At 37.9% G+C, this 23,280-nt stretch carries 26 protein-coding genes; 24 read left to right on the forward strand and 2 right to left on the reverse strand.

Annotation, left to right across the window (positions count from 1 at the left end; genetic code table 11):
* Positions 1-33 precede the first annotated feature (33 nt).
* On the forward strand, positions 34-651 hold the full coding sequence (locus tag E7303_RS09090) for an MT-A70 family methyltransferase (protein ID WP_292144922.1): 618 nt from the start codon (positions 34-36) through the stop codon (positions 649-651).
* Positions 652-672: 21 nt separating this feature from the next.
* Here E7303_RS09090 and E7303_RS09095 read toward each other — a convergent pair whose 3' ends face one another.
* On the reverse strand, positions 673-1,203 hold the full coding sequence (locus E7303_RS09095) for a helix-turn-helix domain-containing protein (protein ID WP_292144923.1): 531 nt from the start codon (positions 1,201-1,203) through the stop codon (positions 673-675).
* A gap of 494 nt (positions 1,204-1,697) precedes the next feature.
* On the opposite strand from E7303_RS09095, the gene E7303_RS09100 reads away from it, so the two are divergent.
* The 18 genes from E7303_RS09100 (at position 1,698) to E7303_RS09185 (ending at position 19,334) form a co-directional block, all read left to right on the forward strand.
* On the forward strand, positions 1,698-2,348 hold the full coding sequence (locus tag E7303_RS09100; RefSeq protein WP_292144924.1) for a hypothetical protein: 651 nt from the start codon (positions 1,698-1,700) through the stop codon (positions 2,346-2,348).
* A gap of 91 nt (positions 2,349-2,439) precedes the next feature.
* Positions 2,440-2,625 carry a hypothetical protein gene (locus E7303_RS09105; protein WP_292144926.1) on the forward strand — a complete coding sequence of 62 codons (186 nt, stop codon included), beginning with the start codon at positions 2,440-2,442 and terminating at the stop codon, positions 2,623-2,625.
* Positions 2,626-2,736: 111 nt separating this feature from the next.
* Complete coding sequence (locus E7303_RS09110) at positions 2,737-5,991, forward strand: DNA-directed RNA polymerase subunit alpha C-terminal domain-containing protein (protein ID WP_292144927.1); 3,255 nt, start codon at positions 2,737-2,739, stop codon at positions 5,989-5,991.
* Positions 5,981-8,011, forward strand: a complete 2,031-nt coding sequence (locus tag E7303_RS09115) for a DEAD/DEAH box helicase family protein (protein WP_292144928.1) — start codon at positions 5,981-5,983, stop codon at positions 8,009-8,011. Before E7303_RS09110 ends, E7303_RS09115 begins: the two co-directional genes overlap by 11 nt.
* A complete protein-coding gene (locus E7303_RS09120; RefSeq protein ID WP_292144929.1) occupies positions 8,004-8,165 on the forward strand; it encodes a hypothetical protein in 162 nt (53 codons plus the stop codon). Before E7303_RS09115 ends, E7303_RS09120 begins: the two co-directional genes overlap by 8 nt.
* A complete protein-coding gene (locus tag E7303_RS09125; RefSeq protein ID WP_292144930.1) occupies positions 8,155-10,119 on the forward strand; it encodes an AAA family ATPase in 1,965 nt (654 codons plus the stop codon). The genes E7303_RS09120 and E7303_RS09125 overlap by 11 nt, the downstream gene beginning before the upstream one ends.
* The gene (locus E7303_RS09130; protein ID WP_292144931.1) at positions 10,110-10,631 is read left to right on the forward strand and encodes a hypothetical protein; all 522 of its coding nucleotides are present in this window, start codon (positions 10,110-10,112) and stop codon (positions 10,629-10,631) included. Before E7303_RS09125 ends, E7303_RS09130 begins: the two co-directional genes overlap by 10 nt.
* An 81-nt stretch (positions 10,632-10,712) precedes the next feature.
* Positions 10,713-11,771, forward strand: a complete 1,059-nt coding sequence (gene dndB / locus E7303_RS09135; protein WP_292144933.1) for a DNA sulfur modification protein DndB — start codon at positions 10,713-10,715, stop codon at positions 11,769-11,771.
* 14 nt (positions 11,772-11,785) lie between these two features.
* Positions 11,786-13,318 (forward strand): DNA phosphorothioation system sulfurtransferase DndC, encoded by a 1,533-nt coding sequence (gene dndC, locus E7303_RS09140; RefSeq protein WP_292144934.1) that lies wholly within the window; start codon positions 11,786-11,788, stop codon positions 13,316-13,318.
* Positions 13,318-15,252, forward strand: coding sequence for a DNA sulfur modification protein DndD (gene dndD / locus E7303_RS09145; RefSeq protein WP_292144935.1), 1,935 nt, complete (start codon positions 13,318-13,320; stop codon positions 15,250-15,252). The genes dndC and dndD overlap by 1 nt, the downstream gene beginning before the upstream one ends.
* Positions 15,253-15,256: 4 nt before the next feature.
* Positions 15,257-15,637: a DNA sulfur modification protein DndE gene (dndE, locus tag E7303_RS09150; protein WP_292144936.1), complete on the forward strand. Its 381-nt coding sequence runs from the start codon at positions 15,257-15,259 to the stop codon at positions 15,635-15,637.
* Positions 15,638-15,639: 2 nt separating this feature from the next.
* Complete coding sequence (locus E7303_RS09155; protein WP_292144938.1) at positions 15,640-16,791, forward strand: cysteine desulfurase family protein; 1,152 nt, start codon at positions 15,640-15,642, stop codon at positions 16,789-16,791.
* An 11-nt stretch (positions 16,792-16,802) separates the two neighbouring features.
* Positions 16,803-17,801, forward strand: coding sequence for an HNH endonuclease (locus E7303_RS09160; RefSeq protein WP_292144939.1), 999 nt, complete (start codon positions 16,803-16,805; stop codon positions 17,799-17,801).
* Between the two features lie 15 nt (positions 17,802-17,816).
* Positions 17,817-18,008, forward strand: a complete 192-nt coding sequence (locus tag E7303_RS09165; protein WP_292144941.1) for a hypothetical protein — start codon at positions 17,817-17,819, stop codon at positions 18,006-18,008.
* A gap of 11 nt (positions 18,009-18,019) precedes the next feature.
* A complete protein-coding gene (locus tag E7303_RS09170) occupies positions 18,020-18,463 on the forward strand; it encodes a flavodoxin domain-containing protein (RefSeq protein ID WP_292144942.1) in 444 nt (147 codons plus the stop codon).
* Between the two features lie 28 nt (positions 18,464-18,491).
* Positions 18,492-18,902 (forward strand): hypothetical protein, encoded by a 411-nt coding sequence (locus tag E7303_RS09175; RefSeq protein ID WP_292144943.1) that lies wholly within the window; start codon positions 18,492-18,494, stop codon positions 18,900-18,902.
* Positions 18,887-19,096 carry a hypothetical protein gene (locus E7303_RS09180; protein WP_292144944.1) on the forward strand — a complete coding sequence of 70 codons (210 nt, stop codon included), beginning with the start codon at positions 18,887-18,889 and terminating at the stop codon, positions 19,094-19,096. The genes E7303_RS09175 and E7303_RS09180 overlap by 16 nt, the downstream gene beginning before the upstream one ends.
* 79 nt (positions 19,097-19,175) lie before the next feature.
* Positions 19,176-19,334 carry a hypothetical protein gene (locus tag E7303_RS09185; protein WP_292144945.1) on the forward strand — a complete coding sequence of 53 codons (159 nt, stop codon included), beginning with the start codon at positions 19,176-19,178 and terminating at the stop codon, positions 19,332-19,334.
* Positions 19,335-19,376: 42 nt separating this feature from the next.
* Here E7303_RS09185 and E7303_RS09190 read toward each other — a convergent pair whose 3' ends face one another.
* A complete protein-coding gene (locus E7303_RS09190) occupies positions 19,377-19,853 on the reverse strand; it encodes a hypothetical protein (RefSeq protein WP_292144948.1) in 477 nt (158 codons plus the stop codon).
* A gap of 568 nt (positions 19,854-20,421) precedes the next feature.
* Between E7303_RS09190 and E7303_RS09195 the strand changes: the two genes are divergently transcribed.
* The 5 genes from E7303_RS09195 to E7303_RS09215 all read left to right on the forward strand — a co-directional run bounded on the left by E7303_RS09195 (position 20,422) and on the right by E7303_RS09215 (position 23,196).
* Entirely contained in the window at positions 20,422-20,904 is a 483-nt protein-coding gene (locus tag E7303_RS09195; protein ID WP_292144949.1) for a hypothetical protein, read from the forward strand.
* A 186-nt stretch (positions 20,905-21,090) separates the two neighbouring features.
* Positions 21,091-21,729 carry a hypothetical protein gene (locus tag E7303_RS09200; protein WP_292144950.1) on the forward strand — a complete coding sequence of 213 codons (639 nt, stop codon included), beginning with the start codon at positions 21,091-21,093 and terminating at the stop codon, positions 21,727-21,729.
* A 310-nt stretch (positions 21,730-22,039) separates the two neighbouring features.
* On the forward strand, positions 22,040-22,264 hold the full coding sequence (locus E7303_RS09205; RefSeq protein ID WP_292144951.1) for a helix-turn-helix domain-containing protein: 225 nt from the start codon (positions 22,040-22,042) through the stop codon (positions 22,262-22,264).
* Positions 22,265-22,391: 127 nt separating this feature from the next.
* Positions 22,392-22,979 (forward strand): hypothetical protein, encoded by a 588-nt coding sequence (locus E7303_RS09210; RefSeq protein WP_026495896.1) that lies wholly within the window; start codon positions 22,392-22,394, stop codon positions 22,977-22,979.
* A 4-nt stretch (positions 22,980-22,983) separates the two neighbouring features.
* A complete protein-coding gene (locus tag E7303_RS09215) occupies positions 22,984-23,196 on the forward strand; it encodes a hypothetical protein (RefSeq protein WP_022763306.1) in 213 nt (70 codons plus the stop codon).
* The last annotated feature ends 84 nt before the right edge of the window (positions 23,197-23,280 follow it).

Raw genomic sequence — 23,280 nt, forward strand, 5'->3', positions numbered from 1 at the left:
CGCGCGGGGCTTTTGAGGGAGGAAAAAATAAAAATGATCAGGGAATTTGTAAAGGGTAACAACAAAACTGATGCCGGGGAAAAAGAAAAGACTCCGGCACTGAAGAAAAAATATGAAGTCATCTATGCGGATCCACCTTGGCGGTTCCGAGTCAGAACAGAAAAAGGGAAAGGCAGGAGCGCAGAGAATCATTATCCGACAATGAAGCTGGAGGACATCTGCAAGCTTCCGGTAAAAGAAATTGCTGCAGACGATTCGATTCTTTTCATGTGGGCAACGTTTCCGAATCTGAAAGAGGCGTTTGATGTGATCGATGCCTGGGGATTCGATTACAAGACCGTGGCTTTCGTCTGGGTGAAACAAAATAAAAAATCGGATTCACTTTTCTGGGGCATGGGTTATTGGACAAGATCCAACGCTGAGGTGTGCCTACTTGCAACCAAAGGTCATCCGAAGCGAATCGACTCAGCAGTCCATCAGGTTATCATCAGTCACATTGAAGAACATAGTAAGAAGCCGGCAGAGACTCGTGATCGGATCGTGAAGCTTGTGGGTGACGTTCCCCGGGTGGAACTTTTCGCGAGACAAAAGACGCCTGGGTGGGATACCTGGGGGAATGAAGTTGATAATGATCTGGAGCTTGCAGCATGAATCAAAATAGGGGCAGCACAATCAGCTGTCCCTTTCTTTAAAGTCAATTGGATTTGTTTTGTTTTTTTCTATCAAAGAGGCTCGATACATTTCATAGCAGTCTGTGAAGTGACGGAACTCAGGAACCTTTCGGAGCTTCTTGTCATTAAAGTGCTCTCTTCCGTATGAGAGCAATTCTTTTATCATATCATCGATATCTTTCTGAATAGATTGGTTGTCAACGTTTTCATCAGTGTCTTTTGCCATTACATCCAGAACTTCAAGAAGCTTTTCGGCGGGGATTGTTTCAAGAGCGTGTTGGATAATCACATCCTGTTCAATTTTGCCGACAAGCAAATAATATCCACTTACTCCGACACTCGAAAGTCCATACATCTTGTCTATGGGGATTTCTGATTTTTTATTTTCATAACGTCCATATTGCCTTGACGACATATCCAAAATCTCAGCGAATTGTTCCTGAGTATATCCACGGCTAATCCTTTCAAGCCGAAGCCTGTCGGCAATCTCATCCATCATTTTCTTTAGTTTTTCTTTAGTGTGTATGCTCATTTTTTTCACCTCGTGAAAAAAGAATAGCAGATGAATATCGCTTTGTGTAGGACATGTAGTTAAGGTTTTGAATCAAAAAATGACTCAAAAGACTCATGAATGTTGGCTTTGCGAACTGTCATTTTTATAGGACTCCTAATATGTCATTAATAGAGTGTAAGGTAACAACAGCACCTAAGATGAAGGGGGCGATGAACATGTTAGTAATCTTTTGTATATTGATTTTCCCATTTGCAGTTTTGGCAGAGCTTATGAAGAGGAACAAGTGAGGTGCAGATATGGAGAGACTGATCTATTGGATAAAGAAATGTGTTCACAAGAACAACAGGTTCTGCAAACATTTCTGTGTGACATGTGAGTTCTATGAATTTTGTAAAAGAGATGGCAACATGACCTAGGAGAAAATTATGAGTATGAAGATAAGAGTTTTGTTTGGGATATTGATAAGCATAGCAACACTGATATTACAGCCGCTTTGAGAAAGGAATTATGATATGAGTACGAATTGGAATATACTTACACCCACAACAAAACCATCAGGACATATGAAAGGGCAGCCCTGTGAAGAGAACTGCGTGGCATATTGCCATTGCTACAAGCACAGGGGCGGTCTGTCAAAAGATATGGTGAAGCAGCATGAATGTCTGAGGAAGGGTTGCAAATATCTTGAGAAGTATGAAGATCATCCATACTGGGGCAAGAAGAAATATATAAACCATGCGCGTAAAGAAAACAGAAGCAACAGAAATGTTCAGGGAATATCCGGCAAAGTGAAGACTGGCTCTTGTGTAAACTCAAAAGCTTCCAGGTTGAACAATGATCTGAAAGACCTTCTTAAGATTTTTGAGGGAAAAGAGGTTTTCTATGCTTATCTGTTTTACAAGGACGATTCTTCCAAGATCAGATACCTTGGCGGCTATTATGAAAAAGATACTGCCATGGACAAGGCAAAGCAGATCTCTGATAACGAGGGCGGCGATTATATTGTCATTGCCAATGACACTGATGAACCTATCGGATTCAGATTGGAGCCTACAATCAGGTCACTTATAGAAATAGATCTTACATGGTCAAAGGACTACGAGTCATTGTCGGACAGAGTTGTAAATGATCTTACGCTGAAGAAAGCAGCGAAAGTTATTTGATTAAAAAAATAAAGTTGGGGGCGGGGCATGATCATATATTGTGCCCTGCTCATGTTGTTAATAGGGATAAGAAGCGAAAGGAGTAAAGATTATGTTTTTTGGAAAGAAAGATAAAGATGTCAGACTTACAGATTCCCAATATAAGGATCTTGTAAGCAATATGAGCAAAAGGGAAAGAAGAGAGTTCGACAGAAAGCAGGAACAGCTTCGCCGTGACAGAGAAGACGATAGGCTTATGGGATGGCTGTTTATGGAAGATGAGTTGGATGATATGTAACTAATATACCGCTTGTTCATAAGTGATTATAGGTGGTTACGACCAAGAGTAGTTGGAGATTTATGCTATACTATAATGTATAGATATTTGAGGTTTATAGAGGTGTAGAAGATGGAAAATAAACGCAATATCATCAATGATGAAATGCTATTAAGCCCTCTAAAAGAAGTTGTTGACATTAGTGCGGAATTGCAATCAGCTTCCATAAACAAGTTAGAATTGTCAAGAGAATTGATTTCAAAGCTTGACGTAAATGGATTAGACACAATAAAAAAACTGCTTTTATTTAATTGCTCTGAATTGCAGAATATTTTTGGTTTTAGTCTTGAAGAAATTGAGACCGTGATTATTGCAATCAATCAGTATACTCCAGTTAAAGATATTATTGATGAGACTGAAAGCAATACTGGTAATGAAGATGATAACAAAGAGAAACCTTTGAATCAGGATATTTCATTGGGAGAATCTTTCAATTTAGTGCCGGATGATTACGTTGATATTGATATCATTACTGCCAATATTACAGGCAGAGTGAAAAATATGCTGTTGCGGAATGGTATCAATACCATTGGTGAGCTTCTTATTAAAACTCCTAAAGATTTGCGTAGTATAAAAGGGTTGGGTAGAAATATTGTCGAAGAAATAGAAGCAATTTGCAAAAAAATGAATGACGAAGGAATTGGCTTTTTAGAAGATGATGAATCTGCTAATGATATAGAAACCACTTTATCAGAGTCATTTTATGCAGCCGCGAACATTGAACCTAATGATTACTGTGAATATCTGATTGTAAACACTGACCTTTCGGGTAGCATGAAAAATAAACTGCTCCAAATGGGTGTGGATACAGTAGCTAAGCTTATGTATTTATGCCCTAAAGACATATTGGAGATAAAAGGATGCGGTACATTGGCTGTCGAAAAGGTAAGACAGCTCATCACTGAGATAGGTAATGGGAGTTCTAGTCAAGGTGATCGTAGTCCCTCAAATAAAAAGAAATCTGATGAGTTACAACCGTTTTATAAGGTCTATGGAATTGCACCGGATGATTATGAATTTGAATATATACAAAATCATTTTTTTAGTCCAAGGTTACGCAATACTTTATCAAGAAACAATATATTTACAACGAAAGAACTATTATGCCTTTCGTATCACGATATATGCTCTATGAAAGGAATGGGCTCTGGATCCAGGAAGGAACTGGTTGATTATATCGAAAGACTAGATTCTTCAAAAGATAACAAGGAATTATCTGAAAAACTTAAGGAATGTAGTGCTGCTGCTTTTATTTTTGGCTATACGGATGATAGTCGTATACAAAAAAAACTATTGCAGTACTGTACTGACAGAACTATGCTGTTGGGACATTTTTTGGATGTATTGAAACCCTTGGAACAGGAGGACAAGGGGTTATTCATTTCATTTAATCAATGGTGCAGATTTGACATTGGTAAAGAACTACAAGAGATACTGTCGGCATTAAAATCAAATGAACGAGGCTTTGAAATTATCGATATGAGAGCTAAAGGTGAAACTTTGGCACGTATTGGTGAGATTGTAGGTGTTACTAGAGAACGCGTTCGTCAGTTAGAAAGAAAAATGATAATGCAGTTTGACAGATGGCAGTCACAGACTCGTTTTATTTGGCAGATATATGCTGAAAGAAGCGGCGATAGTGTGTTGACGGCAGATGAATTGGAAGACTATTTTGGCGAAAATAGTTACCTCTTCATATATCTTTTGAAAAATGCAGCATTTTCTGCTGATTACTATGACAGGCAGCTTGATGCGATTATACTTGATGACGAAGCTTCATCTGAAAAAGCTCAGAATTATATAGATAGTATTCCGGCTAGTGTGGGAATTGATGAATTGGATGGAATTATCGAAAAGGGTGTAAGTGAACATGGTATCTCAGAAGAGGTATTGCGTTTGATGTTTAATGAGTCATACACCCTTACTGGTAAGGTTTATCATAGAAGCAAGCTATCATTAAGAAATATATATTCTGACGTTCTAAGTAAGTACTATCCAAATGGGATGCATATTTATGATGAATGTGAGATCCAAAGATTTCGAGAGCATGTTAAGCAAGAGTATGAAATCTCTCTTGATGATAAGAATGATAGGGCGATTATTTCCAGATTGGCAGGAGTCGGTATACTGTGTGGTAGAGGGCGTTATAGATTAAATAAAGGTCCATTTATTTCTGAGAAGCTTTTAAAGGAAATAGCTGATTATATTGACAGTAATGACTCGCCAATAATGATAATTGGTTCAATATTTGATGAGTTTGAAGACCGTCTATTGTCGGAAGGTATAGATAATAGATATTTTTTGCAGGGTATCTTGCGTGAACATTACAATGATAGATGGATTTTTAAACGTGATTATATCACTAAGGATGCAAGTATCACTTCATTATACTCAAGCATAGTTAATTTCATTAAGCAGTCTCCATATCCTGTCAAGAAAGAAACTATTATGGAACAGTTTAGTGGCTTAACAGACATTGTATTGCAGCTATCGGTGTCAGATTCAAACATATTGAATTTGTTTGGAGAATACTTTCATGGTAGTCATGTGAAAATTACTGATCAAGACAAAGACATATTACAGGGGTGTATTGAAAAGGCACTACAGGGGAAAAAGTTTATCCATTGCAAAGATGTATATGCATATGCAGTCGAGGAGTGCCCAACTGCCTTAACATCAAATTATATATCGTTCCCATTTGGATTGTTTAGCATGCTTGAATATCTATTTGGCAATCAGTATGTTTTTTCGAGACCGTTTATATCTAAAACGGATATAGGATTTGATAGCGCAACTGACGCAGTTATAAGTATGGTGTCTAATGCAGATCGGATTACTATAGAAGAAATCCAGGGATTTGCAAAAGAAATTCACTATACTATAACAAACATTTTGGACTTCATTGATTCATGCAATGATACAGCTTTGTTGATAAATGATGCAGAGCTGATGAATATTGGTAGTACTGGGATAAATGAGTCAATTGCCAAGGAAGTAGAGAATAAGATAATAAAAGAAATTACTGGAACTGTTCCAATAGCGCATTTGCATTGTATCAATGAATTGCCACCGATAAATATCCCGTGGACTGAATGGTTGATTTACAGTGTTCTTAACAAATGGTCGGATGCTCTTGAAGTGTCAGCATCAGCAGAGCAGTTTAGGTATTCATTTCCCATAGTTGCTCGTAGGGGAGAACTCTCTTTAGAAAAGGTGGGTTCCCTATCCAAAGAAGATGTCGGAGTTTTAGCTATGGCTGATGACTTAGATAATATTGATGAATTGATAAGCGATTACATATTGGAAGAGGAAGATAATGAGTTATAAAGAACTGGAAATAGGCAACAGTTACATAAGTAAAGGCAATAATAATATTGCAGATTCTTTTTTAGTGCCTGTTCTTAAACATACGGTGAAGTATAAACGTAGTGTTGGCTTTTTCTCTTCTGGGGTAATCAATGAGATATCTGAAGGAATAATGGCGCTTGTCCGTAATCATGGAACAATTCAGTTGATAGCAAGTCCAGAGCTGTCAGAGGCTGATATAGAGGCAATTAATCTGGGGTATGAACAGAGACAGAAATATATAGAAGATAGGTTTTCGGATGAATTCGTACAGGAAGTTGAAAAGCTTGATGATACTAAGCTGCAGTTTTTGTGTGAGCTGATAAGGAAAAACATACTTGATATAAAAATTGCAGTTACCGACAGAAATGGTATATATCATGATAAGCTTGGAATATTGCAAGATTTTGATGGAAACAAAATTGTTTTTTATGGGTCATCTAATTCAAGTTACAGTGGGTACAGAGGAAATTACGAAAAGATAAGAGTTTCTAAGAGTTGGGTTCCAGGCTTCGCTGATATAGTTAGTGAAGAAGAGCAAGAGTTTGATCAGCTGTGGAATAATTCAAATGAATATGTCCAGGTGTTTGAGTTTAAAGAGACTGCTGAGAAAAAGCTATTGGAAGTTATTGAGAGAAGATCAAGCGGTGCAAAGAGCAATAATGTCATAAAACTACGTGATTATCAGCAAGATGCAATAGCCGCGTGGGTAAGAAACAATTATCATGGCTTTTACGTTATGGCAACTGGAACAGGTAAAACCTGGACTGCTATTTTTTCGGCAAAAAAATTAATAGAGACAGAGCAGTGCATGGTTACAATATGCGCTCCGTATAAACATTTGGTTAAGCAGTGGGCCGAAGATGTTACAAAGGCGTTTCCGGAAGCTAAAATAGTGCTGGTTTCGTCTGAGAATCCGGAATGGGATAAGCAGATAACTAACGAAATAGTAAGAAGCAAATATGATCCGAACCAGCAATTAATCATAATAACGACGATAGCATCTTTTAAAATGCAAAGATATCAGGATATAATCGCTACATTTTCAGGCAAGAAGCTGCTTATTGTAGATGAAGCACATCGTTTTACTGTAAGACCATCTGATTATGACTATCTCCTTGGGTTAAGTGCTACACCTTTTAGCGGGTCATCTGCTGAAAGAGGTAATGAACTGATGGAATACTTCGGAGGACAAGTGTTTAGCCTTACAATTGAGGATGCATTAGATAGGGGGTATCTTGTACCTTATTATTACCGTCCTATATATGTTTATGCTACTAGAGAAGAAGAGGATAAGTTCAATGGGTTTAGCAGGATAATTCTATCTTGTTTTAGAAACGGAGTGTGCATCAACCCGGATCTTTTAGTTAAAACGCTTAGGAATCGCTTGCGAGTGATTTCGATGGCTGAGGAAAAACAGACACATATTGATGATATAATAAATAATGTTAAGGAAAGAAATAACGTAGTTGTATACTGTGGTGACGGAAGGCTTATGGATTCTGAGCAAGGAGAAATACGCCATATTCAGTCTATTAAAAAAATGCTAAGTAGACACGGATACAAAGCGAGTCAATTCACTGCACAAGAAAATATTAAGGATCGCATGGAATTAGTAGATTCTTTCAATAAGGGCGAAATAACGGCGCTTGCTGCAATTCGATGCTTGGATGAAGGAATCAATATTCCATCAATAAAGAGCGCATTGATTTTATCGAGTAACGATGATTATCGTGAATTTGTGCAAAGACGAGGAAGAATTCTAAGAACATATAATGGGAAAAAATATGCAACTATCTATGATGTGATAGTCCTTCCAAGCGATAATTGTGATCAGTGGGCTAAGATAGAGTTTAGGCGCTTTTTGGAATATGCTCGCTTGGCTCTCAATTGGAACGAACTTGAACTTGAATTGGAAGATCAGCTTAGCCATTATGGGTTATCTGTTGAAGATATTGATGTATATGATTATGAGGATATGGAGGAAACAATAGATGAATAAGGACCGTATAGTTGAGAATATGGTTGATTTTATTCAAAAAGAAGAGCGAAATCTTCAAGTGTCGAAGATGTCAACTGATACGAAAGCGGCTAAAAGTGATATTGTAAATGCTATTTTAGAGCACCTGGAAGAGGAATTGCAGAATGAGAATTAAATCTATAGAATTTGAAAATTTTAGAAATTTCAGAGAGCATGGACTTATTACTTGTTCGACAGATGGGAAAATAACCGTAATCTATGGAAAAAATGGTGATGGTAAGACAACTTTGCACCAACTGTTTCAATGGATTATATATGGTAAAGTGCATTTTAATAAGACAACAACAGATCATTTATACAATTTGGCTTTTGAATCAGAGCAGGAATATGGCTCTGTATTTGAGGTTATGGGAAGGATTGACTTTGAGGACAGAGGCGAACAGTACTCATTGACTCGCAAATATACATATAGGAAAGGAATAGATGATTCTGAAAAAATAGGAGAAGACTATTCACTCCAAAAAATGGACGATGATTATAATTGGAGGCGAGTTGAACGACCTCAAGAAACAGTTGAAAAACTTCTCCCATCTGGGCTTTCAGAGTATTTCTTTTTTGACGGTGAGAGTATGATTGCTGATTTGCGAGTGAAAGGTAAGGATTCTGCCGCAAAGCTTAGAAAGGCTTTATACTCAATGTTTGATCTTGATGTTATTGAATCAGCGCTTACGCATGTTGGACGAACTGATTCAAAAACCACAGTGCTTGGCAAGCTATATATGAATAAAGGGTCAATTGCTAGTGGAAGTGAAATTTCCGCTGTAAAGACAAATATTGAAAATGCGCAAGGCAAAATAGCTTTTTTTGAAGAAGAAAAAGAGAAAAATGAAAATAAAAAAGCAGAATTGAAGGAGCTTATACAAAATATTTCAGAAGAAATAGGCGGAGCGAAATCTAAAGCAGATTATGAAAAGATTCGTAAGGAATATCAGTCACAAAGGGATGCGTTTCTTGACAATGTAAAGAGTGAAACAAAGAACTTTGGTGATGATGTTATGGCTTCATTTCCGGCGATACTTGTATCTAAGGCCATTATTGACGCGGAGAAGAAGTTGAACCTCAAGGTTAAACAAAAGTCTTCGGCATTACCGGATGGACTGTCTAAGAGACTTATTGCCTATCTTACAAGAATGAATACTGACACCTGTATTTGTGGGCGAGAGCTTTGCGAAGAGCAAAAACAACATATTAATGCATTCCTTGGGATGATGCCGCCTATGTCTTATACTAGCATGTACCAGAATTTTACGCAGAAGGCTGAAAGCATGAGAAAAAACTATGACAAGGAAAGTCTAGAAGAAAGAATCCTTAGAGTTTTAAAGAATCAGGAAAACGCTGAGGCGTGTGACAAAAAAATCATGGTTTTGGATGATGCAGAGAAAAAGAGTAAAGATATAGAAGATCTTATCGTCGCAAGGCAAAAGGCTGAGGAAAGCGTTAAAGAACTAGAGGGGCTGATTTCAAAGCAATCCACTGAAATTGAGAAACATAATATATATCTGAAGCAACAGATGAAGAAATTTGATGAGCTCACCAAAGGAAATGAGGAAGGAATCCTTGCAAATCAGAAAATTGAGATTATGGAGGCTGTAGCAGATTTCTTTAGAAATAAGCTTGATCAGGCTGCGAAGGAATATAGCAAGGAATTGGAGGGGAACATTCAGTTATTGCTGAATGATATGCTTACATCAAAGCGTACTGTTCATGTAACAGATGAGTTTTCTGTTAGGGTTACTGACAGCTTTAATGATGAATCAAAATCAGAGGGGCAGTTTGCTGTAGTTTCATTTGCGTATATTGGTGGAATACTACAGATGCTTAAGCGAGAAGGCGATCTAAATGCTAAAGAATATCCTTTGGTACTGGATGGACCTTTTTCAAAGCTGGATTCTGATCAGAAGCAGAATGTAGTAGATAAACTTCCTGAATTTGCGCCTCAAGTTATTGTGTTTTCAAAAGATGACCTGCATGATGTCATAAAAACTGAGAATATTGGTAAAGTGTGGACTATAATGAGTAATGATGAGAAAAATGTTGCAACAATAGAGGAGGGTAAACTTTGGAAATAAGTTCAGATATAACCTTAAAAGGTACTGATTGGAATACTGCGATAACAAAGCTTTCCGCTATTTTTGCTACAAGGACGCATTATAGCTTGTTTATGCTGTGTCTATCAATTGGGATTATGTATGATAAGCGCATTGATACGCCAGAAGAGAACGGAGAAGAAAACAAGTCTGTGCCGCGTAATGTACTACAAAACAATGATGCAGGGCAGCTTGATACTTTCTTTCAGGCAGCAATTCTTTCTACGGAGACAGAGAGCTTTTCTGAGGATGAGCGCTTAGAGTTGGCATTTGGTGAAGCTAGAGGAGAAAAAAAGAATACTGATTTCAACAAAATTGCTTTTCTTGTGAGTTTTGCAAACTACGGAGTTCATAAATTGGTTGAGCTTATTGGGCATACGGATATTGAATCTATGGAAAACATTAAGAATTTTCTATTGGCAAGTGCAGATGGAAGAAATTTAGAAATTGATTCACTTCCAATTGAAGAACTTGATGATATCGAAGATCTTTAAATGTTGCGTGGAAACATTAATTGACATGGATACCCTACTTAAGTATACTACTTAAGTAGGGTATATTTTATTGGAGGCAACATGAAATATAGTTATAGATTTCCTGTAGTAAAAGGCGTTCAGGCTGGAAGAGAGTACTATATTGGGATGGTTCCACTTAAGATGTTGAGTAGGTTATTTCCGATAGAGGAAGAGTATGTTCCACCGGAGTATCGAGCTCAAAGGCGGTTAAACGAAAACAGAATACCTGAAATCAAAAAATATATACTTAACAACCGGGATAATTATGTCTTTTCAGCATTAGCAGCATCTATTGATGGCGATTATAAGTTTGAATCGTTCAGTGATGATCTTGGAGTATTAGAAGTTTCGATGGATGCCCGGATTTTAATTAATGATGGACAACATCGAAAAGCTGCGATACTGGCTGCGTTGGAAGAATTTCCAAATCTGGGAGATGAAACCATATCGGTTGTGTTTTACGCGGATCAAGGTCTAGCAAGAAGCCAACAAATGTTTACTGATCTTAATAAGCATGCAGTGAAAACAACGAATTCCATGGCTGAATTGTATGATTCTCGTGATCCTATGGCTGTTGCGACAAGGAAAATAATATCCGAAGTACCATTCTTTGATGCTTACGTAGATAAAGAAAAGGACATGTTAGGGAAATTTTCTTCCGCTTTATTTACCCTTAACAATGTTTATACTGCAAACAAAAGAATGCTTAGAAGGCAGGAGTGCAATGAGGCTTTTGTTGAATACTGTATCCAGTATTGGAAAAAAGTTTCGGAACACATGATCCCTTGGAATGATTTAATAAGCCACCAGATAAGCAAGACAGAACTAAGAGAGAAGTATATCGCAGCTCAGGCTGTTGTATTACAGGCTCTTGGGCGAGTGGGGGCATATTTTTATGAAAATATCGAATCCGATTTATTGGATAGCTACTTGGTTAAACTAGAAGAAATAGATTGGAAGCGCTCTGCGAAATATTGGAAACAGAGAGTAATTAAACAGAATGGAAGAATGATAAATAACGAAACAGCGATTATATTGGCTGCTAATGTTATAAAGCAACAAATGTCGATTCCATTATCAGATGATGAGAAGGCAATTGAAAAGAAATCAAAAGTATAAAAGGGATAGAATCTATGTCAGATAACAATCAAGAAAAGAAAGAAGTAACGATAACAAAAGAAACTATTGATGGTTTGATGGAAACTGTCAGAAACCTTTATTTATGTGATGATATTCCGTGGGTAATAGGGTATTCAGGAGGTAAGGATAGTACCGCAACGGTCCAGCTTGTATGGTTGGCCTTGAAAGACTTACCGCCCCACAAACTTAAGAAGACAGTACACATTATAAATACTGATACTCTTGTAGAATCACCTGTAGTCTCAAAATGGGTAAAAAAATCACTGGAGTGTATGGATGAAGCTGCAGATGAACAGCATTTGCCATTCGAAACTCATCAGCTTACTCCGGCAATGGATAATACTTTTTGGGTAAATTTTATTGGAAGGGGATATCCTTTTCCTAGAAAAAAACTCCGTTGGTGTACAGATCGATTAAAAATACAGCCTGTAAATACTTTCGTTAAGGAGAAAATTGCAGAACATGGCGAGATAATAATGGTTATTGGTACAAGAAAGGCTGAAAGTGCCAGACGTGCGAAAACCATGGCATATTATGAGAAAAAACGTGTGAGGGAACTACTTAGCCCTAACCAGTCTATGGCGAATGAACTTGTTTTTTCCCCGCTTGAAGACTGGAATGATAACGATGTCTGGGTTTTTTTAATGCAGTATCAGAATCCATGGGGATATTCAAACAAAGAGCTTCTTACTCTGTATAGAGGAGCAACTGCTGATGGTGAATGTCCGCTTATGATAGGCAAAGGGCTTCCAAGCTGCGGAAGAAGCAGGTTTGGTTGCTGGGTATGCACTATGGTTGAAAAGGACAAGTCCATGGAAGCCATGATCGCAAATGATTCAGAGAAAGAGTGGATGTCTGCTCTATTGGAATTTAGAAATAGATTTGGTGATGAGGAGCATGATAGGGAAAGAAGAAGCTTCAGAAAGATGGCTGGATATCTGCAGGGTAGTTATAAGCAGTTATATCATGGCCCTTACACAAAAGAATACAGAGAAAAATGGCTTAGAGAACTCTTGGAAGTACAGAAGGATATTAATGAAAATGGTCCAGATGAGTTTTCAGATTTGAAGCTTATAACAATGCCAGAACTGAGAAATATTAGGCGCATATGGGTTAACGAGAAACATGAATTTGACGATTCTCTTCCAAGGATATTCCAGGAAGTTACAGGAGAGGAATTCGATGACCCTGAATGGATTGGTACACCAGCGTTTAAGAGTGAGGAATGGGATATTCTAAAAGACGTGGTTAATGATCTCTATCCTGATGAGGAACTGGCTTTTGAAATGGCATATAGCCTTGTGGATATTGAGAATAAATCTAGCGGATTGAATCAACGAAAAGGAATTGCGGATTCCCTTGAAGGCGTAATTAAGAAGACTTTTTATAAAAATGAAGAGGATGCAAGGCAATTTTATTTAGGGCAGACGGAAAGAAAGAGAGATCTCGGAGGTAAGTATAATGCCATAGCATTAGATGATTCATATGATGAGCCTTATGAGACTGAAGAGGACGAGGAAGAATAATGATCATTAAAAAGCTTACTATGCATAACTTTGGTGTTTATGCCAATACGAATGTAATGGAGTTTACTGGGAATAAGCCAGTAGTTCTGATAGGTGGAATGAATGGTAGAGGAAAGACGACAATCCTTGAAGCAGTATTACTGAGCCTCTATGGATCAAATTCGTTTGCATATACAGAGAGTAAATATCTTAGTTATGGACAATATCTTAAATCCTATGTCAATAAAAAAGATGGAACTTTGGAATCTTTCGTGGAATTGGTCTTTTCCATGGATAATAGAGATGAAGAAGTTTATCAGGTTAGAAGAGAGTGGGACGCAAAGGGACAGAGAGTCCATGAACATATCAAGGTCAAGAAAAATGGTGAAGACAGCGCATTTTTAACAGAGAATTGGCCCATGTTTGTAGAGAGTATTTTGCCTAGTGCATTGTCTAACTTTTTCTTCTTTGACGGAGAGAAAATTGCTGAGCTTGCTGTAGAAGATACGAGCTTACAAATGAAAGAATCAATCAAGGCAATGCTGGGAATATCAGTATTGGATATTCTTGATTCAGATATAAGTAAGATTATAACTAGGATTGGAAAGAAGATATCAACAAATCAGGATCTTGAGAAGCTTGAAGAGCTGCGTGGCGAAAAAGAGGCTGCAGCCGAAGAACTAAGGATGCTCGATGAAGAACTGGCAGATGTTGAGAAGAAAAAGAATATTCTTGTTACTGTCCTTGAAAATCTAAATTCAGAATATCAGGTAAAAGGTGGAGATATTGTTGAGCAGAAGCATGATTTGATGCAAGATAGAGCAAATAAACTGACAGCGTTGACTAACAATCAAGAAGAACGATATGAAATTGCGTCCAGTGAACTACCACTGGCATTAGTAATGCCTCTTTTGAAGACTGTAAGAGAAGAAGGAAATATTGAGCATGACAGAATGCTATCTGCTTTGGCTATAGACAAGGTTCGAGATGCTTATTCAAGGTATGAAGGAAAAGATGAAAACACGGACAGATTTATATCTTTTATGCAAAAAATAGCAGAAGAAAGCCAGGGCGAAAATGTATATAACATGTCTGATGCTACTTTATATAAGGTTGGAATGCTATGTGATCAAGATTTGGAAGCAGCTAAAGATGATGTGAAGAAGCTCTTAAAAGATGAAAAGAAATTCCAGAAAAAAATAGATGAGATAGACGGTTACCTATCAGTTGATATTAACGAAAAAGAACTCAGCGATCTTTTTAAGAAGATTAAGACAACTGAGAAAGAACTCACTAATTGCGAAGTGGAGATTGATGATTATCATCAAAAACGTGCAAGCCTTCACAATAATCTTATGGTGTTAACCACAGAGTTTAGCAGGATGGCAGAGAGTGTGCTGTCAACACTCGAAGCTGTAGATGCAGATGAACGTGTAGTTAAATATGCTCATATGGCCAAAGATATTATTGAACAGTTCCGAATTAGGCTTCAAGCAAGGAAAACAAGCATATTGGCTGAAACGATGACAGACTGTTACAAGAAGCTTGCAAATAAGAAAAACCTTGTATCTAAAATTGAAATGGATCCGGAAACCTTGGATTTGACCTACATAAATAAAGAAGGGGAAGTGGTCACAAAGGAGCGACTTTCTGCGGGAGAAAAGCAATTAATGGTTATTTCTTTGCTATGGGCATTAGCTATTTGCTCAAAGAAAAAACTTCCGGTTATTATTGACACTCCACTGTCTAGGTTGGACTCTGCACATAGGGAATCGCTGATTACTACGTATTTTCCGAATGCTAGTGAGCAGACAATTATATTGTCAACTGATTCCGAGATTGACGAGAAGTATTATGAACTGATGCAAGGAAGTGTTGGGGACAGATTCACCTTAGAGTATGACGATAATGAGAAAACAACATCATTAACAAAAACATATTTTGGATGGGAATAATGTTATGATTATAAAACAGATAAAACTTTCGAGCGGAGCCAAGGAAAAACTAGGACGATTAAAAGGAAAGACAGGAATAAAAAACTGGAACATTCTATGCAGATGGGCGCTTTGTTTTTCACTATCAGAAGACACAATTCCAACAGATGTGCCGATTGTGGCAGATAGCAATGTTGAAATGTCTTGGTACACATTCGGTGGTGAGTACAGTGATATATACGATGCCCTTATGATTGCTTGGTGCAAAAAAATGGATTTGCCAACGGATGAAGAGACTCTTGCTAAGTACTTTAAACTACATCTTGAACGAGGAATAGCTTATCTTTGTGGAACCAATTTCATCAAGAACCTTGACGATTTGCTTAAGTTATCAATAGAGGATTGATTATGGGAATATATCTTGACTACAATGCTACGACACCTATAGATAAAAGAGTGCTTGACTATATGGTTGATGTATACACAAATAACTATGGTAATGCTGATAGTAGAACTCATGATTATGGTGATGGTGCAAGAAAAATAGTAGAAAAAGCGAGAAAAGATGTAGCCTCCTTATTGGGCGTGGACAGTACTGAGGTGTTTTTTACGAGTGGGTCAACTGAAAGCAGTAATATTGCGATAAGAGGTCTAATTGATTACGCTAATGCTACTGGAAAGAAACATGTTATTACTACAAGTATTGAACATAAAGCTGTTCTTGAAACTGTGAAGAGTCTCAAGAAAGATGGATTTACAGTAGATATAGTAGATCCAGAAGCAGATGGACGCGTTGATGCTCAAAAAATATTGGGCTTGGTCAGAGAGGATACGTTACTCGTTAGTGTCATGCATGCTAACAATGAAACTGGGGTAATACAACCAATCAGAGAAATTGGTGATGGTCTGGCAGAGAATGGCATCTTTTTCCATATAGATGCTACACAGAGCTGTGGAAAGCTTGTAGAAGAACTCAGGGCTACTAAATATAACATGCTATCCATTAGTGCACATAAGTTTAACGGTCCTCAAGGAATTGGTGCATTAGTTCTGCGGAAAAAGAAATACAAACTTCCCCCTGTAAAGGCGATAACATACGGTGGACAGCAGGAACATGGTATAAGACCAGGAACTATTCCGGTGGCATTGGTTGCGGGGCTTGGAAAAGCTTGTGAAATAGCAGCCTTGGAACATAAGACTAATTATTCGCATTGTATTGAGATAAAAAACGCAGTTAAGAGCTTGATAGAAGAATCTGGATTAGAATATACGTATAATGGTAATCAGGAATACTGTATGCCCAATACTATAAATGTAAGCTTTAAAGGCGTAGAATCTGAAGCGCTAATGATTTCATCTAAGCAGTATTGCGGAATATCTAATGGTTCAGCATGTACATCTAGTGACTATAGCCCAAGTTATGTTCTTACAGCAATGGGAATAGATAAGGATACTATTTCATCTGCAATAAGAATAAGCTGGGGATCAGATTCAGATATTGATGCAATCAAAGAAAATGTTATGGAACTGATAACGGTAGCCAAGGGGCTAACCTTTTAAAGGAACTCTTTATGGCAGGATATGATAAAACATCGGGGACAATAAAAGAATATGCTGTCAACGAGGATAAAATATGGTCTTTATTTAACTATGTTTTTTCTGATTCTTGCAGGAAAAGAAATACCTATAAGTTTGGTCTGATTAAGTCACTTCTTGATAATGCGTTTAATGGTAGGCAAACCAGTAGAGGAGTCTATTATACTTATGAAGAAATTTTTTCTAAGTTTGCTGAAAACTATTGGAATTTGGTAGTTAAGTATGATCTTCGGCAGATGCGACCGGATGGGAAGTCCATTTATTCGAGAATAGAGACTATCTTTAAAAATGTAGTTGCTGACAATACTATTGTTTCTGTACTGGAATTCCAATCGTTAGATGATAAGCAGAAAGAAGCACTTGTAAAGCAGGTCACAAGGGAATGCAAACGATATGTAATAGGTGCTTTGTATGAGGATTTTGATGGGCTGATATATGAGTTTGCGCTTACTAGTGATGGCTTGACTATGAGTCCTGTTTTTTCTGAGTTTATGCTTAAGTATAAATCAGAACTGGAAAAACTAAACTATTATTCATGGGCAAAGTTTCTAGAGCAGGTGAATAATGAGAATGCTTTGGTGAGAGTAATTGAGAAACTGGAACTTGCTACGCCTAGACGGGAGGATTTATCGGTATATAGAGACATCCTGCGAAAGGAATTTGAAGAAGACACTTGCTTTTATTGTGGAAGAAAGCTTAAACAGAAGATTCATGTTGATCATTTTATTCCGTGGTCGTTCGTAAAAGATGATAAAATATGGAATTTTGTTTTGGCGTGTCCATCATGTAATAGTAAAAAGAATAATAGGATACCTACAAGAGATTACATTGTAAAAATAGAAAACAGGAATGATATCATAAAAGCATCGAATGAAGAACTGATTGAAACTGAAATGAAAACATATTCCAACGATGTAATAGAGCGGATGTGGAACTATGCGAGACTTAGTGGAATGAAAGAATACGTATTTTAAGCAGGAAGGATCGTCATGATAGATAAAGAGCGTGCGAGGGCTATTTTACAAGAAAAAATGGCTGAGAATCTCGTTATAGTAGACTCTTATGAGAGCCCGGATGCCTGGTGCTTCGGGCTTGGACTTATTAATGATGATGGTAAAATTATGTCACTCATGGGAGATAGCACTATCAGAATCAGCAAAGAAACAGGTGAAATGGAGTAAGAAGAGTTTTGATGGGAAAGACAGCTATTGTGTACTACAGCAAGCATCATGGAAATACTAAAAAGGTACTTGATGCACTAAAAAAATATGATCCGGAGCTTGTGCTTATCGATGTTACAGAAAAGCATGAGGTTGACCTTACAGGTTATGGCAGGATTGGTTGGGCTTCCGGCATTTACTATCTTAAGTTTGCGGAGCAAGTGCTGAATTTTGCCAGAGTGAACTTACCGCCCAATAAGGATGTCTTTTTCATTGCCACAGCCGGAAATCCTACTGGTGGTATTTTCAACGCAATCTCAGAAATAACAAAGGGTAAACATTGCAATGAACTTGGCAGATTTACTACAAAAGGATTTGACACGTTTGGACCTCTGAAAGTGATTGGTGGCATTCAGAAAGGCCATCCTACTGAGGAAGAGTGTCAGGCAGCAGTTGAGTTCTATAGGAATCTATAGTGATAGCAGAAAGTTTATGAGGAAAACTATGAGCAGTGAACGAGATTTGACAAAGGATATGCTGGATGAGCTGAAGCGTAACGGAATTGTTGCATCATATAAAGATTTTGAAGCCAGGACACAGCGGCTGATAAGTCTACATGATGGATTTGGAGAGATGCTGGATTTTATACCAGATTTTATAATGATAGATCTTTTAAAAGAATTCAAATGTGAATTACTAGGGCAGACATACAGCAATATGGATGAATTGGCAGATGGAATTCTTAATTATAAACATAGTAGCGTTCAGCTAATGAGGAAAATAGCTAGACATTTTTTGTGTTCAATCCTAATACAAAGGAATTTGAGCTGGATAAAGACTTTGAGGGATTTAGCCCGGCACAGTTGGATAAAATGTCGCAGTGGAGTAAGCAGGAACTATTGGATGCGGATATAAATCCATCAATGACAGTTTATGAAATTGATGCTAAAGTCCGTGAAAACGGTAAAAGAAAAAGCATAAGAGTTACTGATGATGAGTATAAAGTGCTAAATGCATACAGCATGGCTGATGATGCGATTAAAGAGAAGGTAAGAGGATTACTAAAATTACACTTAATGCGTAAACAACCTTATTTCAAACGTTATTGAGATTTCTCAATTGGAGCTCAATTTGCGCTCATTGACAAATGACCAAAAGTATGATTCAAATTAGTCGGAGGGACATGAGATGAAGAAGTATGTGGGGGCTATGTTTTTTGCAATTGCGGTATTGGTGCTGCTTATAGGCATAATAACTCCGGCAGGAATAGTGAGCTGCGCCATAGTTGCAGCGATACTTGCCAGTTTAGGAGTGTTCATCGAAATAAAGCGTCAGCAAATACAGTAAACATGAAAAGCGGTCAGTTCACAGGCCGCTTTCAATAATTAATTATATATCATCTAATGGGTATTCTTCTGCCAGGCGGTCGTACCATTCGTCACGGTGCTTCTTGCGATCTTCATTAGGTACCGGCTCCAGCTCTTCAAACAGGAAAGCAGGGAATCCGTGAAAATCCTCATATTCTTTACCAATCTCTGGCTGACCTTCAATGGCAAGCATCCCAATATCAATATCTGTTTCAAGATAAGTGTTCACAATAGTGTATTCTTTTCCATGTTCAAGAAGCTGCCCTGCAACAATAGGCTTCAGATAGTAAGTAAAATCATCATCGTCGCCCATGAAGATGTGGGTCTCGGTAGTGAAGTACTGGCTACGTCTGAGAAGGTAGACTACTTCATCGGTTCCTTCGGAGATGCAGCGGACTTTTCTTTTTCTCCTGTCAAAATAGTCAACGTAGGTATCCGGAAAAGCCTCTATATTACTTTCATAATCCATCGGATTTAGTTCATCAAATCTACTATTCATCGTGTTCTCCTGTATTTATAATAAACGTTCATATCTATTGTATCTAAGCATAGGGGATAACGGCAATGCCTTTTTATCCTTGGTATTACCTGTGTTTCTGAGGTGTCGCTTTTATAGGACTTGCCAAATGTTATAACAGTGTTATAAGGGGAAAATATGCCTGGCATAAAGACTGAACTGGAGGTGAGCTGACCAGCAGGAGGGATTCCTTGAATCTGGTATGAAATCAAGATTGATTTACGTAGAACCCTTAGCATAGTCTTTGCCTACATATTGTCGGACAAAAAGCCTTTTTATTATCACCGACCATTTCTACCATATTTATATAGAGGGCTTATCATCATGTACTAACAACATATATAGCAGCGATTATACCTGGTTCTACGGAACCAGGTATTTTTTTGCCCTCTGAGGAGGTGGTTAGAGATATGAATGCTTGAGTGAATGGGCTTTAAGACGATACGGCCTGAATTGTTTACCACCCTAGAATTTCTTTCAGCACCCCACAAATCATAGGGTGGTTAAGAGTGCGTAGGGGTATTACATTATAGTACGAGGAGATTTTAATATGAGCAATGGAAATGTCAGAAATAGCAGATCCAAGTACAAAAAGCAGGATATACCTTCAAAGAACCTGGCTTTTGTAAATGGTAATGTTCACAACTACCTAAATGTGATCCAAACGGATAAGCAAAAATCAAATACTGAAATGGCAGAAATCCTGGATGTAGAGGTCAAATATTATGAGACCATTAAGAGAAATGGTGGACCACTTGATTATGACAGATTATATGCGCTTTATGAACAGCTCAGAGTCAATCCGTTAAAGCTTTTGATGGATGACCCGGATGCACCGCTTTTTCTTGAAGAGAGTGATGAAGATAAACCATATTTTGAAATGTTGGAAGGGTTGATCTCGGCGCTTAGAAAAATAGAAAATGAGGATGAGCATGCCGACAAGATAATTGGCACATATGATCGTTTTGGGAAATACCTTAGGGAACATTTTAGGAAAAGAATAGATGACAGATCCGAGGAACAGGGAGGTTAAGAGGACTGACGTAATTAAGAGTCTTTTGTAGTATCGAAAGTATTTAGCTAGAGCATTAAGTCAAAATTGAACCGGAGAGAACAAGAAGTAATACTCTTGGACTCTCTGGTTTTTTCTTTATGATAACACGGATGTTTAGGGGGAATTGTAACGGTCGTCTGGTTTTACAGAGGGAGGATAAAAACAATGATGCACAGATTAACGGCGCGTCAGCTTGCCATCGAAATCTGCAGGAAGGAGAAACTGGATTATTGCACGGTGTTAAGGCAGGCCAAAAAGCTACTTGAAAGATACTGTTTTGCGTGTGGGAAACCTGATAACATGAGCCCGGAGGAAATCAAACAGCACAAACAGGAAATTCGAAGGAAGTACATAAACATCATCAAAAAGAAGGGGCGTTTTACAGAGGAAGATTATGAGGACTTTATCTGGGATGTGGTCAGGGCGCCATGGTTTGAGGCAAAATCAGAGATGATACTTGATGAGATAGAAAGGATGCTCGATGGGGAGATTTCAAAGGGTGAATATGATTACGAGAAGGACAAGGACCATGAAGGGAAGCGTCTTCGGATTATAATAAAGGAAAGGTTTCTTCGTGGTAAGAACAAGATTAAGACAGAAACGTCTATTGGCATGATGATCGGGGTGTGTCGGGCTACTGTGTTTCGGAAGGAGCCAGCTGCAATTGTTCTTTTTGGAGCGCTTATGTGGAGATATGCAATGAAAAGGGAACTTGAGGACATTGCTGCAGGTATTGTTACATCTGAAGATTCCAGTGAAAATGATGCTGTATGCATTAGAAAAATGCAGCCGGTAACAGAATAAAGTGGTTAAGGAAGCAGTTATGGAGCAAATTCCATAGCTGTTTTTTTGTGCGACAAAGTTGCGACAAAGTTGCGACTGTTATGAGATTTGAGTGAGATTGGTTTGCGACTTTATTGCGACAACAATTAGATTCAATTTAGACTGCACTGCGACTAAAACTGCGTGTTTATGTGCTAATATGCTCACTGTTGAAAATTGAACAAGGAGGAAAAAGAATTGTTGGAAATGATTTATGATCTTGATTTTGCTCTTCCATAATATGTGTTCTTTCTATTATTAATGACACTTTACTTTTGGGAAGGAATTTATCATGGAAAATCTTTATGGAAGAACAATCGGAGAAAGGATACGGCTGCTAAGGGAAAGCGCCGGAATCCGTCAGGAGGATCTGGCCAGAGACTTTAAACTTGCTAACGCTGGAGTGGTTTCATTTTATGAGAATGATAGAAGACCGCTTCCAACAGATATAGTTGTTGCATACTCAGATAAGTTTGCAGTATCTACAGACTGGATCCTGAAGGGTGATGCATGTTAGCAGCATGTTTTCACACTATACAAATCTTATAAGTTTTATACAGATTGTAAAATGACCTTTGATACTGCAGGACTTACAATTAATAATGTAGAAAAAAGTTCTGCGGTTTCAAAAGGGGGAAACAGTAATGGGAGCAAGAATGAACGCAAGTATTCTCGATAACTATAGGAAAGCTAATGATGAAAAAAGGATAAAAATAGTCCTTGATCATTATTCTAGTTTCATGCCATATGTAAATGCTTATGAAGCGGGGCTTATCAGAACTATAAAAGCAGAACGGGAATATAACAGACGAGTTGCCCTTGGGGATCCTGGTGTGAGAGTCCAGACTTCTAACATTGGAAATCCTACATCCAGCGAAGGCGATGAGGACATGATAGTTCGCCAGGCAGTCAGAGCTGGAGACTATATCACTGCACTTCGTGGTGCTGATAAGTTTGAAACACATAAGTGGGAGATTCTTTTGCTGAAGGACATGAGAGAGATTTACGGGCTTGTAGAAGAGCAAATTGGTTCTCTGGGTGATGAAAAAGATGTATTCAAAAGATACCTCAAACGTGAGTTCAAACTTGCTGCCATTGCTGGTACTGAGGGGGTCACTTCTGAGGCAATGAAGAAGAGATTTGGAACCTTAAGGAAAGACGTGGTAGATAACTCTCTTAAGTGGCTTAAGGAGCAGAGACCTTACTCATATTTGGAACAAAAAGGAGCATAAGGAAATGAGTAACCAGTTGGAGATGGTAAAGAAGACGCGTGGGAATACGAAACGTCTATATACATATGAAGAGATATCACATCTTATTGCAGGGGATAAGAGAACAATAAGAAAGATGGCTGAAGCGTGTGGTGCATACCACTATATAAACAGGGCTACAGTGTATATTGATTATCCAATATTGGAAGAATTTATATTGTCACATAAGAATCGGTAACGTATGAATAAGACTTGGCAGATTCAGATTAGTTCTTGCTACAGCGCTCGAATAGAGTCATAATAATATTGTGCTGAAGTACTT

The sequence above is a fragment of the Butyrivibrio sp. genome (assembly GCF_015056685.1).
Taxonomy (GTDB): domain Bacteria; phylum Bacillota; class Clostridia; order Lachnospirales; family Lachnospiraceae; genus Butyrivibrio.